Annotated in this window: 4 protein-coding genes; all 4 read left to right on the top strand. The window is 40.7% G+C overall.

The window, feature by feature from the left end; genetic code table 11:
* The first annotated feature begins 24 nt into the window (after positions 1-24).
* The 4 genes from V7K55_RS16765 to V7K55_RS16780 all read left to right on the top strand — a co-directional run bounded on the left by V7K55_RS16765 (position 25) and on the right by V7K55_RS16780 (position 18,764).
* Positions 25-4,764, top strand: coding sequence for a type I polyketide synthase (locus tag V7K55_RS16765; protein WP_334833179.1), 4,740 nt, complete (start codon positions 25-27; stop codon positions 4,762-4,764).
* Between the two features lie 101 nt (positions 4,765-4,865).
* Positions 4,866-8,129 carry a non-ribosomal peptide synthetase gene (locus V7K55_RS16770; protein WP_442949096.1) on the top strand — a complete coding sequence of 1,088 codons (3,264 nt, stop codon included), beginning with the start codon at positions 4,866-4,868 and terminating at the stop codon, positions 8,127-8,129.
* Positions 8,130-8,133: 4 nt separating this feature from the next.
* Positions 8,134-14,211 (top strand): type I polyketide synthase, encoded by a 6,078-nt coding sequence (locus V7K55_RS16775; RefSeq protein WP_334833184.1) that lies wholly within the window; start codon positions 8,134-8,136, stop codon positions 14,209-14,211.
* Positions 14,211-18,764 (top strand): amino acid adenylation domain-containing protein, encoded by a 4,554-nt coding sequence (locus V7K55_RS16780; protein ID WP_334833187.1) that lies wholly within the window; start codon positions 14,211-14,213, stop codon positions 18,762-18,764. The genes V7K55_RS16775 and V7K55_RS16780 overlap by 1 nt, the downstream gene beginning before the upstream one ends.
* The last annotated feature ends 153 nt before the right edge of the window (positions 18,765-18,917 follow it).

Here is an 18,917-nt window from a genome sequence, read left to right on the forward strand (position 1 = left end):
TTTTATAAAAATAGGAAATTATTGATGGCAAATTTAGTAGATTATATAAACGAACAAACTGGGTTAGAAATAGCTATTATTGGTTTAAGTGGCTGTTTTCCAAAAGCTCAAAATATTGAGCAATTTTGGCAAAATCTCCGAAATGGAGTTGAGTCAATTCATTGTTTTACTGAGCAAGAGCTAAAAGATTTAGGTGTAGATGCTGCTGTTATTGCAGACCCTAATTATGTTAAGGCGCAGGGTGTAGTTGAAGGCATAGATTTGTTTGATGCTTCATTTTTTGGCATAAGTCCCAGAGAAGCTGAAATCATGGAGCCATCAATGCGTTTCTTTTTGGAATATGCCTGGACAGCACTTGAAAATGCTGGCTACAGTTGCGAAGCTTATAATCAGCCTATTGGAGTTTATGCTGGGACTAATTTCGGCAGTTATTTACTAAATATTTATTCAAATTACGATATTGTCACTTCTGTTGGTGAGAAACAAATAGAAAAAGGTATTTCTCCGGCTTACGTTACTACACTTGCTTCTTACAAATTAAACTTGCAGGGGCCAAGTTATGGAGTTCAAACTACCTGCTCAAGTTCATTAGTGGCTTTACATTTAGCCTGCCAAAGTTTGCTCAGTGGAGAATGTGATATTGCTTTGGCTGGAGGAGTGTCAATATCAGAAGCAGTTGGTTATATGTATCAGCAGGAAGGAATTGAATCTCCCGATGGGCATTGTCGTGCTTTTGATGCCAAGGCTAGGGGAACTGTCAGAGGAAGAGGCTTAGGTATTGTAGTCTTAAAACGTTTAGAGGAAGTGATCGCAGATGGGGACTGTATCCATGCAGTTATAAAAGGTTCTGCCATCAATAATGATGGTGCTAACAAAGTTAGTTACACTGCACCCAGCATTTATGGTCAGGCCAAGGTGATTAGAGCCGCTCAGGTTATGGCTGAGGTTGAACCCGAAACAATTACCTATATAGAGGCTCACGGAACTGGAACAACTCTTGGAGATCCGGTTGAAGTTGCGGCGCTGACACAAGCTTTTCGCGCCAAAACTCAGAAAAAGGGCTTTTGTGCAATTGGTTCTGTGAAAACTAATATTGGACATTTAGACGAAGCGGCTGGGATTGCAGGTCTAATCAAAACCGTCTTCGCCCTGAAAAATAAACAGATACCGCCTAGCTTGAACTTTGAAGAACCCAATCCTCAAATCGATTTTACTAACAGTCCTTTTTATGTCAACAATACGCTGTCTGAATGGAAAACCAACGGCATTCCCCGTCGTGCGGGAGTAAGTTCTTTTGGTTTTGGCGGGACAAATGCCCATGTAATTCTAGAAGAAGCGCCAGAAGCTAAACCGTCTAGTTCTTCTCGGACTTGGCAGTTATTATTACTTTCAGCTAAGACGAGTACAGCGCTGGAAACTGCTACAGAAAATTTGGCTGATTATTTTCAGAAGCATCCAGATTTAAATCTCGCTGATGTTGCTCACACTCTGCAACAGGGTCGCTGGACTTTTAATCATCGCCGAATGGTAGTTTGTCAAGACCAAGAAGATGCTCTCATAGCGCTGCAAGATTCTCAAAGAGCTTTCACTCAGTATCAAGAACCTTGTAATCGCTCTGTAGTATTTATGTTTTCTGGGCAGGGTACGCAGTATGTAAATATGGGTCGGGAATTATATGAGAGTGAAACAGTATTTAGAGAGCAGGTTGATTACTGCTGCGAACTGCTCAAACCTCTCTTGGATGTTGACCTGCGGACAATTCTCTATCCCAGCGAAGAACAAGTGTTAACAGCAACGCAAAAGTTGCAGCAAACAGCAATTACTCAACCAGCGCTATTTGTAATTGAATACGCTGTAGCTAAGTTATGGATGGCGTGGGGCGTGCAACCTGAGTCGATGATTGGTCACAGTATAGGGGAATACGTAGCTGCAACTATAGCCGGAGTTTTCTCTGTGGAAGATGGCTTGGCGATCGCAGTAACACGCGGAAAACTAATGCAGCAAATGCCAAGTGGTGCTATGCTCTCAGTTCAGCTTCCAGAACAAGAGCTACAACAACTCCTAGAAAAGGAGATCTCTCTAGCTGCAAGCAATACACCTTCTTCTTGTGTGGTATCCGGTTCAGAAGAAGCAATAGAGCAATTGCAACAAAAGCTACAACAAAAAGGTGTCAGCCATAGGCGTTTACGTACTTCCCACGCCTTTCATTCTCGAATGATGGAACCCATTATTGAGACTTTCACCCGGTCGTTACAAAAAGTAAAACTCAATCCTCCAAAAATTCCGTTTGTGTCCAATGTTAGTGGTACTTGGATTACCGCAACCGAAGCAACAGACCCTAACTATTGGGCGAAGCATTTAAGGCAACCAGTACGCTTCACTCAAGGGATAAGTGAGTTGCTCAAACAGCCAGAGCGAATCCTGTTGGAAGTTGGGCCGGGACGGACGTTAAGTAGTTTGGCTAAACAACATCAAACAGATGAACTGATAGCACTAACCTCTATACGGCATCCTCAAGAGCAACAATCAGATGTCGCATTTTTACTTGATACCTTGGGTAGGCTTTGGTTGCTAGGGGTTAAAATTGATTGGCAAAGTTTTTACGCAAACGAAAAGCGTCATCGTATACCCTTACCTACTTATCCTTTTGAGCGCCAGCGTTACTGGATTGAGGTAAATCGAAATGCGGCTCTGGCTATGATGTCACCAAAAACTTCCGATAAAAAGCCAGATATTGCTGATTGGTTCTACGTTCCTCGCTGGGAAGAATCTACACCGCTCGATCTGATCCAGAAGGAAAAACTGGTAGAACAAAAGTCACGTTGGTTAGTTTTTATTGATACCTATGGAGTTGGAGCAGAAATTGCCGAACGACTCAAACAACAAGCTCATGATGTAATTGTCATTAGGATTGCAGATAAATTTGCGAAACTTGATGACTGCACATATACAGTTAATCCCCAACAAAGGGATGACTACGATCGCTTACTGCAAGCATTACAACAACAGAATTGGATTCCCCAAGCGATCGCTCATTTTTGGAGCCTTACTCCCAAGGATATTTTATCCAATCAAGAGCCAGACGAACAAACACAAGATAAATTTTTTGAAGATTGTCAATCTCTTGGTTTCTGGAGTCTGCTTTTTTTAGCGCAGGCGCTAGGAAAACGAAATGTTCGAGATTCTCTGAAGCTGATGGTTGTAACCAGTAATTTATATGATGTAACTGGCGAAGAAAAATTATGTCCCTCGAAGGCAACTATATTAGGGCCATGTAAAGTCATTCCCAAGGAATATTCAAACATAAATTGCCGTATTCTTGATGTAATAATTTCGTCTTCAGAAACTCCACAACGGCAACGAGTTTTAGACAATCTGATAATAGAATTTGCTGCAAATGAAACTGATGATATAGTTGCCTATCGTGGGTATCATCGCTGGATTCAATCTTTCCAATCGGTGCGTTTAGAACAGAGCATTGCTGAGAAAACTAAGTTAAAACAGCAAGGTGTTTATTTAATTACTGGTGGGCTAGGTGGCATTGGTTTAGTATTAGCAGAACACCTAGCAAAAACAGTACAAGCTAAGTTAGTTTTAGTCGGACGAAAGAGTATTATCAAAAAAGATAATTGGCAAGAATGGTTAACAACTCATGATGAACAAGATAGAGTTAGCCAGATAATTACGAAAGTACAATTATTGGAAACTCTTGGTGCAGAAGTACTGGTAATTAGCGCCGATGTAACTAATTACGAACAAATGCAATCTGTAATTGCTCAGTCAGTAGAAAAATTTGGTCAAATTAATGGTGTCATCCATGCAGCTGGTATTGCTGGTGGCGGAATCATTCAACTCAAAACTCAGGATATCGCAAGTAGCGTACTAGCACCAAAAGTTAGAGGAACAATAGTACTAAAGCAAGTTTTTCAAAATATCAATCTAGATTTTTTGGTGCTTTGCTCATCGCAAAGTTCGATTTTAGGTGAATTTGGACAGGTAGATTATTGTGCGGCTAACGCATTTTTGGATGCTTATGCATATAACGCTTATAAATCTGGGCTATTAACAATATCAATTGATTGGGACACTTGGCAAGAAGTAGGTATGGCAGTGGAGACTGTTGTACCAGATAAAATTAAACACATTAGGGAACAAGAGCGGAACAAAGGAATAATATCTCAAGAAGGAAGTGATGCTTTTAATCGCATTTTGGGAACTAATTTACCTCATGTTATTGTTTCAACCCAAGATTTTCCAGCTTTAATTGAGTATAATCATGCTTTCAAATATCTGGAAGCAGGATTAACAGTTTTAGAAGATAAATTAGCTTCAGGAAGTGTTTCTCAACAAAGCCATCCCCGCCCTAATCTCCGTAATGATTATGTTGCTCCTCGCAATGAAATTGAAGCAACTATGGCTCAAGTCTGGCAAGAACTCTTGGGGATTGAGCAAGTAGGCATTTATGATAATTTTTTGGAATTAGGAGGAGATTCTTTATTAGCTACTCAAATTATCTCTCGGTTATATAAAAATTTCGATGTAGAACTTCCTCTACATAGCCTCTTTGAAATACCTACTATTATTAAACAGGCATTAATAGTTGAACAGAGACGAGGTTTGAGAGAAAGTAATAATATCAACACCATTACAAGAGTCGAGCGGGATAATGCTTTACAGGTGTTAGCAAAGCTTGATGAAATTTCCAATCAAGAAGTTGAGTTATTGCTGAATCAGATATTAGCAGAAAAGGAGGCTAGCTCATGACTAATACTCACGGAAATCTGACTGGGCTTTCACCAGAAAAAAAACGTGAAATCTTGACACAACTCCTTCAAGAAAAGGTGAGCCAGCCTCAGATTTTCCCAATGTCTTTTGCTCAACAACGACTTTGGTTTATAGATCAATTACAACCTGGTAACTTTGCTAATCATATCTGGGCAGCTTTGCGTCTTACAGGTTTCCTTAATCAAGCTGCATTATTGCAAACCTTAAATGAAATCGTGCGCCGTCACGAGGTTTTGCGATCTACTTTCACAATCATGGCAGAAAAACCTGTTCAGGTAATTCTTCCTAGTTTAAGCTTGACTTTACCTATTATCAATATTGAAGATTTATCTGAGGTTGAGCAAGAAGTTGAAGTTAAAAAATTAGTTATACAAGAAATACAGCAACCCTTCAATTTAAGCCAAGCTCCATTACTGCGAGCTACTTTGCTGCGTCTAAAGGAAACAGAACACATTTTGGTGTTCACAATGCACCATATTATTTCTGATGGTTGGTCAGTAGGAGTATTAATTAAAGAAGTTGCAGCACTTTACGAAGCCTTCTCGAAAGGGCAAGCGTCTCCACTTTTGGAACTGCCAATACAGTATGTAGACTTTACGAATTGGCAGCGCCAATGGTTGCAAGGAGAGGTTTTACAATCACAAATATCTTATTGGAAAAACCAGTTAGAGGGCGCACCAACATTATTAGATTTACCCACTGACTACTCAAGACCTGCCGTTAGCAGTTTTCAGGGTGCTACATATTCATTTCAGTTATCTAATGAGTTATATGCAGCTTTAAATAAGTTGAGTCAGCAGCATGGAAGTACTTTGTTTATGACCATGCTAGCAGCTTTTCAAACATTATTATGGCGTTATACAGGTAGTGAAGATATTGTTGTTGGTTCACCAATTGCCAATCGGAATCGCACAGAGTTAGAAGGATTAATTGGTTTTTTTGCTAATACAATTACGCTACGAACTAATTTAGCAGATAATCCTACTTTTGAAGAATTATTAACTCAGGTGCGGAAGGTCGCAATAGGAGCTTATGCCCATCAAGATTTACCTTTTGAACAACTAGTAGAAGAACTGCAACCACAACGTAACTTGAGCTACACGCCAGTATTTCAAGTTATGCTTGTGCTTCAAAATACACCAATATCGGTTTTAGAATTGCCTGGTTTGACTATAACTCCCTTGCCAATTGATAATGGTAGTACCAAGTTTGATTTGACCCTAGAAATAACAGAAACAGCAGAACAAATTTTTGCTAGTCTAGAGTTTAATAAAGATTTATTCCAAGAAAGTACTATCAAACGGATGGCTGGACATTTCCAGACCTTGTTAGAAGGAATTGCTTTAAATCCGCAGCTACGGCTTTCAGAATTATCACTGCTAACAGAAACTGAAAAACATCAATTACTACTGGATTGGAATAATACAGAGGTTATATATCCTCAACAACAATGTATTCATCAATTATTTGAGGTTCAAGTAGAACATACGCCTGATGCGGTAGCAGTAGTATTTGAAGATGAGCAGTTGACCTATTGCGAACTGAATACTAAAGCAAATCAGTTAGCGCATTATTTGCAAAATTTAGGAGTAAAACCAGAGGTATTGGTAGGGATTTGTGTAGAGCGATCGCTATCTACGATTATTGGAATTTTAGCCATCCTCAAAGCAGGTGGTGCTTATGTGCCACTTGACCCAGCATATCCACCAGAACGTTTAGCTTTTATATTGCAGGATGCTCAGGTTTCTGTATTACTTACACTGCAACATTTTATAGAGAATTTCCCGCAACACCAAACTAATGTTGTTTGTTTAGATACTGACTGGGAAAGGATCGTTCAGCAAAGCCCACAAAATCCAATCAGTGGATGTACAAGCGATAACTTGGCTTATATCATTTATACATCCGGCTCAACAGGTCAACCCAAGGGCGTGTTAGTCAATCATAGCAATGTAGTTCGTCTGTTCGCAGCAACAGAAGACTGGTATAAATTTAATCAAAATGATGTTTGGACACTGTTCCATTCCATAGCCTTTGATTTTTCCGTTTGGGAACTTTGGGGGGCGCTGCTGTATGGCGGCAAAATAGTTGTAGTACCTTACTGGCTAAGTCGTTCGCCGGAAGATTTTTACAAATTGTTGTTAAAGCAGCAAGTGACGGTACTTAACCAAACGCCTTCCGCTTTTTCTCAACTCATACAGGTAGAGGAATCTTTGGGAACTGCCGAAGGGCTAAATCTGCGATTGGTAATCTTTGGTGGAGAAGCGCTGCAACTGGAAAGCTTAAGACCTTGGTTTGAGCGTCATGGTGATGGCATTCCCCAGTTAGTCAATATGTACGGCATTACAGAAACAACCGTCCATGTTACATATCGTCCACTGACAAAGAGAGACTTAGAATTAGGATTAGGCAGCATTATTGGCCGTCCGATTCCTGACTTGCAAGTTTATTTGTTAGATGAATATCGCCAACCAGTACCCATTGGAGTAAAAGGTGAGATGTATGTTGGTGGTGCTGGTGTGGCACGGGGTTATTTAAATCGACCAGAATTAACAACTGAAAGATTTATTTCTCATCCTTTTAGCGATGGGCTACGCCCCGCCGTAGGCGATCGCCTTTATAAATCCGGTGACTTGGCGCGTTATCTCCCCAATGGAGACATTGAATACCTGGGACGAATTGACGATCAGGTGAAAATTCGCGGCTTCCGCATTGAATTGGGAGAAATTGAAGCACTCATCAGCCAACACCCAGCAGTACGCGAAACTGTAATTGTGGTAGCCGAATCTCAGCGAATAGTTGCTTATGTAGTCCCGCAAACCGAGCAAACACTTGAAATCCTTGAATTGCGAAGCTTTCTAGAATCAAAGCTACCAAGTTACATGATGCCAGCAGCTTTTGTATTACTAGAGGCATTCCCACTTACACCTAATGGGAAAATCGATCGCAAAGCTTTACCCAAACCTGATACAGCGCGTCCAGAATTGGAGGCGGCTTATCAACCACCCCAAACTGAGATAGAAAAAACTATTGCTGAAATTTGGCAAAAAGTACTTCAACTTGAAGATGTTGGAATTCATGATAACTTCTTTGAACTTGGTGGTCATTCATTACTTTTAGTTCAAGTTCATAATCAGTTACGGGAAATATTTCAGAGAGATTTATCTGTACTCGACCTATTTAGATATCCTACTATCAACTCTTTAGCCAATTATTTGAATCAAGTTAAAGAGCAACAACCATCTTCTTCTGTGACAGATATTGTCATCGAAAAAATTACAGATGGGAAAGCTCAACAAAGAAAGCGATTACAAAAACTTAAATCTATTGGAAATATTATTTAAAATTATGAATATTACTACAAAAGCAAATTCTTTCACTGGTTCAGAAATAGCAATTATCGGCTTATCAGGGCGTTTTCCGGGAGCCAAAGATATTGATGAATTCTGGGATAACCTCCAAAATGGCGTAGAATCAATTTCTTTCTTCACTGATGAAGAATTATTGTCAGCAGGGATAAGTTCATCGATATTAAATGATCCTAACTATGTCAAAGCCCAAGCTGTATTAGAAGATGCAGAATTATTTGACGCAGAGTTTTTTGGCTTTAATCCCAGAGAAGCAGAAATTACAGATCCACAACACCGAATTTTCTTAGAGTGTGCTTGGTCAGCCCTAGAAAATGCGGGATATGATTCCCAAAATTATCAAGGTGCGATTGGGGTTTATGCTGGCTCTGCTTTGAACACTTATTTACTTAACATTTATCTCAATCCAAATATCATTAACTCTATCGATCCTCAGCAATTAATTCTTGCAGGTAATAAAGATTTCTTAACTACTCGCGTTTCTTACAAACTCAACTTAGAAGGGCCAAGTTATGCGGTGCAAACTGCTTGCTCAACTTCATTGGTTGCTGTCCACTTAGCTTGTCAAAGCTTACTCAATGGTGAATGTGATATCGCTTTAGCTGGTGGAGTTGCTATCAGCGCCACAAGAAAAGAAGGGTACGCATACACAGAAGGGGGAATATTGTCCCCTGATGGACATTGCCGAGCTTTTGATGCTGATGCACAGGGTTCTGTGGGCGGTGAAGGTGTGGGCATTGTCGTGTTGAAACGATTGGAAGATGCTTTGAACGATCGCGATCGCATTCATGCTGTAATCAAAGGATCGGCAATCAATAATGATGGTTCATTCAAAGTCAGCTACACAGCGCCCCGCATCGATACCCAAGCAAAGGTAATTAAAACTGCCCAAATAGTTGCCGAAGTAGAAGCAGAAACTATCACTTATGTGGAAACTCACGGTACTGCAACAGCTTTAGGAGATCCCATTGAAATCGCTGCTCTAACACAAGCTTTTCGCTCTAGTACCGAAAATATTGGATTCTGCGCCATTGGTTCTGTGAAAACGAATATTGGGCATTTGGATACTGCGGCTGGTGTGACGGGATTAATCAAAACCGTTCTCGCACTCAAACATAAACAAATACCTCCCAGTTTACATTTCGCTTCCCCTAATCCCGAAATTGACTTTGCCAATAGTCCTTTTTACGTCAATACCAAACTTGCGGAATGGGAAACAAATGGCAGTCCCCGACGTGCGGGGGTTAGTTCTTTTGGGTTAGGGGGAACTAATGTGCATCTGGTTGTTGAAGAAGCTCCAGTTGTGGAGGAGCAGGGGAGCAGGGGAGCAGGGGAGCAGGGGAGAAAATATCATCTATTAGTTCTTTCTACTAAGACGGAATCGGCACTAGAAACTGCTACAAGAAATCTTGCTAATTATCTGCAAAAGTATCCCGATTTAAATCTTGCTGATGTCGCTTATACATTGCAGGTTGGACGGAGAAATTTCGATTATCGGCGTGCAGTTGTCTGCCGAGATATGCAAGATGCTGTCAATGCACTTCAAGAACCAAAGCGAGTTTTAACCAGTACTCAGAAAACTCAGGAACGTCCTGTTGCTTTCATGTTTTCTGGGCTGGGAACTCATTATGTTGATATGGCTTTGGAACTTTACCAAACTGAGCCAACATTTCGCGCCTGTGTTGATAAATGCTGCGAACTTCTCAAACCCCAGCTTAGTCTTGATTTGCGAGATATCCTGTATCCTCAAAATGGAAAGAAACCAAGTACTCTCTCTGCTGGGCTAGATTTGCGAAAAATGTTAGGACGAGGAACGGAACAAACTGATGTCAGCAGTCAAAAGCTGAATCAAACTTTTCTCACCCAACCAGCTATTTTTGTCATTGAATACGCTTTAGCTCAGTTGTGGATATCATGGGGAATTCGCCCTTCGGCAATGATTGGCTACAGCATTGGGGAATATGTAGCGGCGACTTTAGCCGAGGTTTTATCTCTGGAAGACGCTTTAACTTTGGTAGCGAAAAGAGCGCAAATGATTCAAGAGTTACCAAGTGGGGCAATGCTAGCGATCGCTCTTTCAGAACAAGAAATAAAGCCTCTACTAAATGATAAAATCTCCATGTCTGCAATTAACGGCTCATCGTTATGTGTAATTGCAGGTTTCACCGACGCGATTGAAGAATTAGAACGACAGTTGAGTGAACGGGATTTAGTTGGTAAACGTTTACAGACCTCTCATGCTTTCCATTCTGTGATGATGGAAGCGATCGCACCAACTTTTCACGATTTAGTTAACACATTCAGCCTCAAACCCCCAAAAATCCCCTATTTATCCAACGTTACAGGAACTTGGATTACAGCAGACCAAGCAACAGATCCCAGTTATTGGGTAAAACATCTCTGTCAAGCAGTATGCTTTGCTGATGGGGTAAAACAGTTATGGCAAAAAGATCATCCAATTTTGCTGGAAGTCGGCCCCGGTCAAGCATTGAGCAGTTTTGCATCACAATGTCTAGAAAGTGACGAGAGAGCTAAATCTGTGATGCTCCCCTCCCTGCGACATTCCTACGAGCAACAGTCAGATGTCGCCTTTTTAATGAACACATTAGGCCGCCTTTGGCTGGCAGGAGTAAAAGTAGATTGGTCTGGTTTTTATGTTCGTGAACAACGCGATCGCATTCCCTTACCGACCTATCCTTTTGAACGTCAGCGTTACTGGATTGATGCTAATCCTGAAGCTCAGTTAGCGTTCGCATCGCCACAAGCATTACACAAAAAACCAAATATTACCGACTGGTTTTATATCCCTTCTTGGAAACGCTCGCCACATCTAGGAGCAAAATCAACACAAAAGCTACGTTGTGCAGTATTTATTGATACTGTTGGATTTGGTTCACAAGTTGCCAAACAGTTGGAATTGCAAGGACATGATGTGATTACGGTGACTGTGGGAGAGAAGTTTAAGCAACTCAGTGATAACTCTTACGCAATTAATCCCCAATCGAGCCGCGACTATGATGCTTTGGTGAAGGAACTATGGAATTTTAAATCAAATGCGATCGCAGGATGGCATTTCGTCCATCTTTGGAGTCTCATCCCCAACGCGCAATCATCCCATCAGTTCTTTGAAGAATGTCAAAATTTAGGTTTTTATAGTCTACTTTTCTTGGCGCAAGCATTGGGTAAACAAGAAGTTACCGATGTCCAAATTTTGGTAGCAACCAACAATGTCCAAGAAGTGAACGGTGATGAACAATTGTGTCCAGAAAAGGCGACTGTCTTGGGAATTTGTAAAGTGATTCCCCAAGAGTATCCGAATATCACCTGTCGTCAAATTGATGTAGTTATTCCTGAATCAGGGACACGTCAAGAAAATCAACTCATCGACCAACTTGTAACAGAATTCACTCAAACCGCATCTGAAAATATAATTGCCTACCGTGGCAAACATCGCTGGGTACAAACTTTTGAACCAATACAACTAGAAGAACCAAATCAAGAAACAATTCCCATCAGAGAAGGGGGAATATATTTAATAGTCGGCGGTTTGGGGGATGTTGGGTTGGTGTTGGCAGAATATCTTGCCCAAACAGCGCGTACCAAACTAATTCTCACAGGGCGTTCAGGTTTGCCCCCAAAAACAGAGTGGTTGCAATGGCTAGCAACTCATGATGATAACGATGATATCAGCCGCAAAATCCAGAAAATCCAAGCATTAGAAGCCTTGGGTGCGGAAGTTTTGATTTGTCGTGCCGATGTTGCTAATCTCGAACAGATGCAAGCGGTAATAACTCAAGCATCAAACTGCTTTGGTGAGATTCATGGTGTCATTCATACCGCAACCGTGAGAGTGTACAACACTGTTCAACATATAAGTAAAACTGAGTGTGAAACTCAATTACGCTCCACAGGCTACGGGTTATTTGTATTAGAAAAAATACTACAAGAAAAACAACTCGATTTCTGCGTAATCATATCATCATTAGCATCAGTTCTGGGCGTAATGGGCATGGCTGCCTATCCAGCAGCGCACATATTCACAGATGCTTTTGTACACAAACATAATCAAACAAATCTTGTTCCTTGGTTGAGTATCAATTATGGCGATTGGATAACTCAAGAATTCTCAGAATCTATGACTGTGCCCAAAGGTGCAGACTCGATGATGACGCGGACAGAAGGTTTGGAGGTTTTTAAACGTACTTTAATAGTAAATAATTTTACGCAGATAGTTACATCAACAGTAGACTTACAAACTAGTATCAAGAGATGGATTCAACTAGAATTTAATCAAAATTCTCAACCTGCATCAAAAAGCAATTCCGCTTCATCTTATGTAAGACCTAATTTAGATAATGCTTATGTTGCTCCCAGAAGTGAGGTAGAGGAAACTATTGCTCATATCTGGCAAGAACTCCTTGGCATTGGACAAGTAGGCATTGACGATAGCTTTTTCGAGTTGGGTGGGGATTCGGTACTTGGCATTCAAGTTAGCGCTAGAGCCGCTAAAGCAGGTTTTCGGCTAACTCCTCAGCAATTATTTGAGCATCAGACGATCGCTAAATTAGCAGGGGTAATCACTACCAGTCAAGCTGTCCAGGCTGAACAAGGCTTAGTAACTGGTTCACTACCCCTTACGCCGATTCACCATCGGTTCTTTGAACGGAATATATCAGAACCGCACCACTGGAACCAGTCAATTTTTTTAGAAGCCGCAGAAGTTATCGATTCAGCAGTGTTAAAGCAAGCGTGGCAGCAATTACTATTACACCACGATGCATTGCGCTTACGGTTCAAGTTTTCTGAGTCTGGCTGGCTGGCAATGAATACTGGCTATGAAGAGATTCCATTTACACACATAGATTTATCGCCATTGTCATCGGATGCTCAAGAAGTAGAAATAAAAACAATTACTGTTCAACTACAAACTAGCCTCAACCTGTCAGCAGGGCCGATTGTGCGGGTAGCGCTTTTTGACTTGGGTGCGAATAAATCCAGCCGCTTGCTTATCGTCGCCCATCACTTGGGAGTAGATCCTGGTTCTTGGCGAGTCTTGCTAGAGGATTTGCAAACGGCTTATCAGCAAATCCGTCAGGGTAAGGCGATTGAACTGCCACCAAAGACAACTTCTTACAAACAATGGGCTTTGCGGCTAGAAGAATATGCTAACTCGGCAAATTTACAGAAAGCCCAAAATTATTGGTTGAGCGATCGCCACAAGCAAGTTTATCCTCTGCCAATAGATTATTCTGATAGCATCAACAATGTGGCATCAGAGCAAATTGTATCAGTAACGCTGAGTGCCAAAGATACTCAAGCCCTGCTTCAAGAAGTTCCAGCAGTATATCGAACTAATACCCAAGAAGTTTTGCTCACTGCTTTTGTTCAGGCTTTTGCCCAATGGACGGGCGAAAATTCACTCCTAGTTGACTTAGAAGAAAATGGGCGAGAAGTTAGTACTAGTGGTATAGATAATGTTGATATATCTAGAACTGTAGGATGGATTACTACTACCTATCCTGTACTTTTGGACTTGGAAAAAGCTGACAATCCAGGCGATGCATTGAAAGTAGTAAAAGAGCAACTGCGTAGTATTTCTGGCGAAGGTCTGGATTATGGAGTGCTACGTTATCTCAGTCAGGATGAGGTAATTCAAGAGAAAATTTGGTCAATTCCTCAAGCAGAAATAGCGTTCCTTTATGTTGGTCAGCTTGCTAAAAGTTTAGCTCAAGATTCTTTGTTCCAATTGAGTGAACAAATACCAGAAGGAATGAGTAGTTTAGAAGCTACTCGTCAACATAAATTACATCTGATTGCGTCAGTTGTGGAAGGTCAATTGCAACTAGATTGGTACTATAGCAAGAATGTTCATGAACATCAGACAATAGAAAATTTATCAGATAATTATGTCCAAGCGCTATTATCTTTAATTACTCACTGCCAGTCTTTAGAAGCAGGAGATTATACCCCTTCAGATTTTTCAGCAGCAAATATTAATCAAGACAATTTAAGCAAGTTACTAGCTCAGGTGGGTCAATCAAGTAGGAGGAATTCTTAATGAAACAAAATAATATTGAAGATATATATGAACTTTCATCTATGCAGCAGGGTATGCTTTTTCACAAGCTTGCTGCCCCCGATTCAGTAGTATATTTTGAGCAAAATTGCTTGACTTTGCAAACTCAGCTTAATATCCCAGCCTTTCAGAAAGCTTGGCAACGAGTTGTAGATCGCCATCCAATTTTACGTACTTCTTTCTATTGGGATAATCTTGATAAACCATATCAGGTTGTTCATCAACAAGTAGACTTGCCATGGGAATTCCAAGATTGGCGAGAATTATCTTTTCCAGAACAACAAAAGCAGCTAAAAGAGTTCTTAAAAATAGATGGCGATCGCGGCTTTGCACTTTCCGAAGCTCCTTTAATCCGAATAACATTAATTCAAGTGGCTGATGACACTTATGAATTTGTTTTCAGCTTTCACCACATATTAATGGAAGGATGGTCTATAAATTGGCTGTGGAAGGAATGCTATGAGTTTTATAATGCTTTTTGTCAAGGTCAAGATTTACATCTAGAACGCCCACGTCCCTACAAAGAATATATTGCTTGGCTACATCAACAAGACCTAGATAAAGCAGAAATTTTTTGGCGGCAGAAGCTGAAAGAATTTACACTACCAACACCAATTATCACAGCAAAAAATTCTGCTAGTGACCAAAAAGAAGATTATCAAAGGCAAGAAGTTTTGATATCAGCAGAGATGACAACTGCTTTAAAATCCTTGGCGCGAAAACATCAGCTTACCTTAAATATCCTAATTAAAGGAGCTTGGGCTTTGCTGTTGAGCCGTTATAGCCAAGAGTCAGATATAGTTTTTGGATCTACATCTTCAGGGCGGCCGACTGCGCTAGCAGATGCAGAGTCTATGGTGGGACTTTTTATCAACACACTGCCACTCAGAGTTGAAGTAGATAGTAATGCTTTTCTCACACCTTGGTTGAAAAAAGTACAAGCTGAAGAAGTTCAGATGCGTGAATATGAATACAGCCCATTAATCAAAATTCAACAATGGAGTGAAATCCCCCGTGGATTACGACTATTTGATAGTATTTTAGTTTTTGATAATGAGTTAGTAGATTACAATCAAGGAGAGCTTGCTGAAAGTATAGGGGTTGTTGAATCTCAGTTATTAGGCGAATCTCGCTCATTATTTGACTGGACAAACTACCCTCTAACCTTGGGCGTAGTACCTAATTCAGGTTTATTAAATCTCTCCATTTCTTATGATATCCGTCGTTTTGATAGTGATACCATTAGCCGGATGTTGGGGCATTTAAAAACCTTGCTAGAAGAGTTTATCGCCAACCCCGAAAGAAAACTTCGAGAATTGCCGATGTTGACGGCAAAAGAAAGTGAGCAAATTCTTCAAGAATGGAATAATACAAAAGCTGAGTATTCTCAGGATAAATGTATCCATGAATTGTTTGAAGCACAGGTAGAAAAAACACCCCACGCGGTAGCAGTTGTTTTTGAAGATCAACAATTGACCTATCAGGAACTCAACACAAAAGCTAACCAATTGGCACATCAGTTGCAATCGCTCGGAGTCAAGCCAGAAGTCTTGGTAGGGCTTTGTATGCAGCGCTCAATGGAGATAATAATTGGGTTATTGGCTATCCTAAAAGCTGGGGGAGCCTACGTACCAATTGACCCAACCTATCCGCAGCAACGATTGGAAATGTTGCTAAATGATGCTCAAGTGTCAGTATTATTTACCCAAAATTACCTCCTCGATAAGTTACCAGCACATACAGCAAAAGTCATCTGTTTAGACGATATTCATTGGCAATCAGGAATCACAGAAAATCCTGTCAATCAAACCACCCCGACAAATTTAGCTTATGTAATTTATACATCAGGCTCTACTGGAATACCCAAAGGTGTGGCCATTCAACATCAGTCTTTGGTAAACTTTGTGCAAGCTGCGATCGCAGAGTACAAAATACAACCACAAGACCGCATCTTACAATTTGCCTCTATTAGCTTTGATGCCGCTTGTGAAGAAATTTTTCCTTGTTTGCTCAACGGTGCAACTTTGGTATTGCGAACTGATGAAATGTTGGTTTCCATCAAAGCTTTCAATGAAAAATGTCAACAGTATGGTATATCAGTTTTAGATTTACCTACTGCTTTTTGGCATCAACTAACATCTGAACTGGCAACATCAGCGTTAAAGTTACCAGAATCACTACGCCTAGTTATTATTGGTGGCGAAAAAGCTTTACCAGATGCAGTTAACACGTGGCGAAAGCAAGTAGATTCACGTGTACGTTTAATTAATAGCTATGGGCCAACAGAAACTACAGTAGTGGCTACAATTTGCGATGTGGCAACTGTAGAAGGGGAAGTGCCAATTGGACGAGCGATCGCTAACATGCAAACATATCTGTTAGATGCTGATTTACAACCAGTTCCCATCGGCGTTTGGGGCGAATTGCATATTGGCGGAGTTGGCGTAGCCAGAGGCTATCTGAATCAACCAGAACTCACAGATCAGAAATTTATACCAAATCCTTTTAGTGAGCAGCCAGGTTCTCGTCTTTACAAAACAGGCGATCGCGTCCGCTACCGCAACGATGGTCAAATTGAATTTAGCGATCGCATTGATAACCAAGTCAAAATTCGCGGCTTCCGTATTGAATTGGGGGAAATCGAAGCACTCATCAACGAACATCCATCTGTTCGGGAAGCTACAGTGATTGCTAGAAAAGATGTCTCCTCTAAGCAGTTAGTTGCTTATGTGGTTGGCAATACATCTGATGTTGTCAAAGGACAGACAGCAGGCGTTGATTTGAACACTCAACAAGCCTCCCATTGGCAGGCAGTTTTTGATAGTCTTTACAACGAATTAGACTCAGAGCAACAGTCAGGTTTTTATATCAAAGGTTGGGAAAGTAGCTATACAGGCTTGCATATCCCTGATGAAGAAGTACGCGAGTGGACAAAGCAAACAGTTGAGCGAATTTCAGCTTTACAACCAACCCATGTACTAGAAATTGGCTGTGGTGGTAGCGGTCTTATGCTCTTGCGTTTTGCTCCCCATTGCAGACAATACTGTGCAACTGATATTTCCCAAAATGCTCTCAATATTCTTCAGCAACAATTGGGCAACTTAGGGCAAGATTTATCGAGAGTCAGTTTTATCAACAGAGGAGCAGATGACTTTACTGGGATGAGTCCAGATACTTTCGATTCTGTATTCATCGTCTCAGTAGCTCAGTATTTTCCAAGTATTGACTACTTATTAAAAGTCTTGGAAGGTGCTGTAAATGTAGTAGAACCTGGAGGCTTTATATTTTTAGGAGATGTTCGTAATTTCAGCTTACTAGAAGCTTTTCACACCTCTGTTCAACTATATAAAGCACCAGACTCTCTCTCTGTAGCAAATTTACAGCAACATGTGAAAAAGCAAATATTAGCAGAGAAACAATTAGTTATTGATCCAGGATTCTTCATCGCCTTAAAACAGTATCTACCCAAAATTAGTCATGTGGAAATTCATCTCGAACGCGGGCAGTTTCATAATGAATTGACTAAATTCCGGTACGATGTGGTTATCCATGTCGGACATGAAATTTATCCCACAGTAGATATTTCATGGTTAGATTGGCAGCAAGAAAAGTTTACCCTTGCATCTGTTCGCCAATTACTCATAGAGACTGAGCCAGATATTTTAGGAATTGTTAATGTGCCTAATGCTCGTGTCTTACCAGATGTCAAAGCTGTGGAATTACTCAAAAAATCCAAAGGTGTGACAACTGTTGATGAGTTACGCCAAGCTATCCAAGCGATCGCAACAACAGGTGTAGACCCTGAAGAACTATGGACTTTGAGCGAAGAATTACCTTATATCGTCGATATTAGCTGGTCAGAGAATAGTGTTGATGGTCAATTCCAAGTAGTATTCAAGAAGCGCACCTTAGCATCACAAATCCAGCATATAGCGATCGCTCCTCCAAGAAAAACAATTAGCTCTCAGACTTGGAGTGATTTTGCTAATACTCCACTACAACAGATGTCTAATACTCAGGTTGTGTCCTTATTACGGCAGCATTTAGAAGCAACGCTGCCGAACTACATGATGCCATCAGCCTTTGTAATGCTAGATAAGCTCCCACTGACACCCAATGGTAAAATCGATCGTCATGCATTACCTGCACCGGATACAACAAGACCTGAATTAGAAGCAGCTTATCAGCCACCCCAAACCGAGGTAGAAAAAACTATTGCTAGCATTTGGCAAGAAATACTAAATATTGGGGACGTAGGAATTCATGACAATTTCTTTGAACTTGGTGGTCATTCATTGCTCTTAATTCAAGTTCATAGCAAATTACAAAAAGTATTTCAGCGAGATTTCACCTTAGTTGATATGTTTGAATATCCCACTATCAGCCACTTGGCTAAATATTTTAGTCAGGAATCTAGCGAAGAAATATCTATTTCACCCCATCCTCATCACTCAGAGAACAGAACAGCCTCAGTACAGCGACGAAAACAAGCGAGGAAAGAGCATCGAGCAGCAACAAACCAAAAAAATGTTTAGTTTTAAGTAACTTACAAATAAAAAATATCCCAAAGTCGATCGCAAAATCTCTCTATTCCTCTTCACTCTGCGTTCTCTGCGTCTCTGTGGTTCGTTTATTTCTTAGAAAGCCCTAACCAAACAACCTCTAATCCCAACAATCAACTAAAAAAT

Source organism: Nostoc sp. (genome assembly GCF_036919895.1).
GTDB lineage: Bacteria > Cyanobacteriota > Cyanobacteriia > Cyanobacteriales > Nostocaceae > Nostoc.

Coding starts and splice junctions, on each gene's coding strand:
- V7K55_RS16775 (WP_334833184.1), top strand. CDS start 8,134: ATGAATATTACTACAAAAGCAAATTCTTTCACTGGTTCAGAAATAGCA.
- V7K55_RS16780 (WP_334833187.1), top strand. CDS start 14,211: ATGAAACAAAATAATATTGAAGATATATATGAACTTTCATCTATGCAG.
- V7K55_RS16765 (WP_334833179.1), top strand. CDS start 25: ATGGCAAATTTAGTAGATTATATAAACGAACAAACTGGGTTAGAAATA.
- V7K55_RS16770 (WP_442949096.1), top strand. CDS start 4,866: ATGTCTTTTGCTCAACAACGACTTTGGTTTATAGATCAATTACAACCT.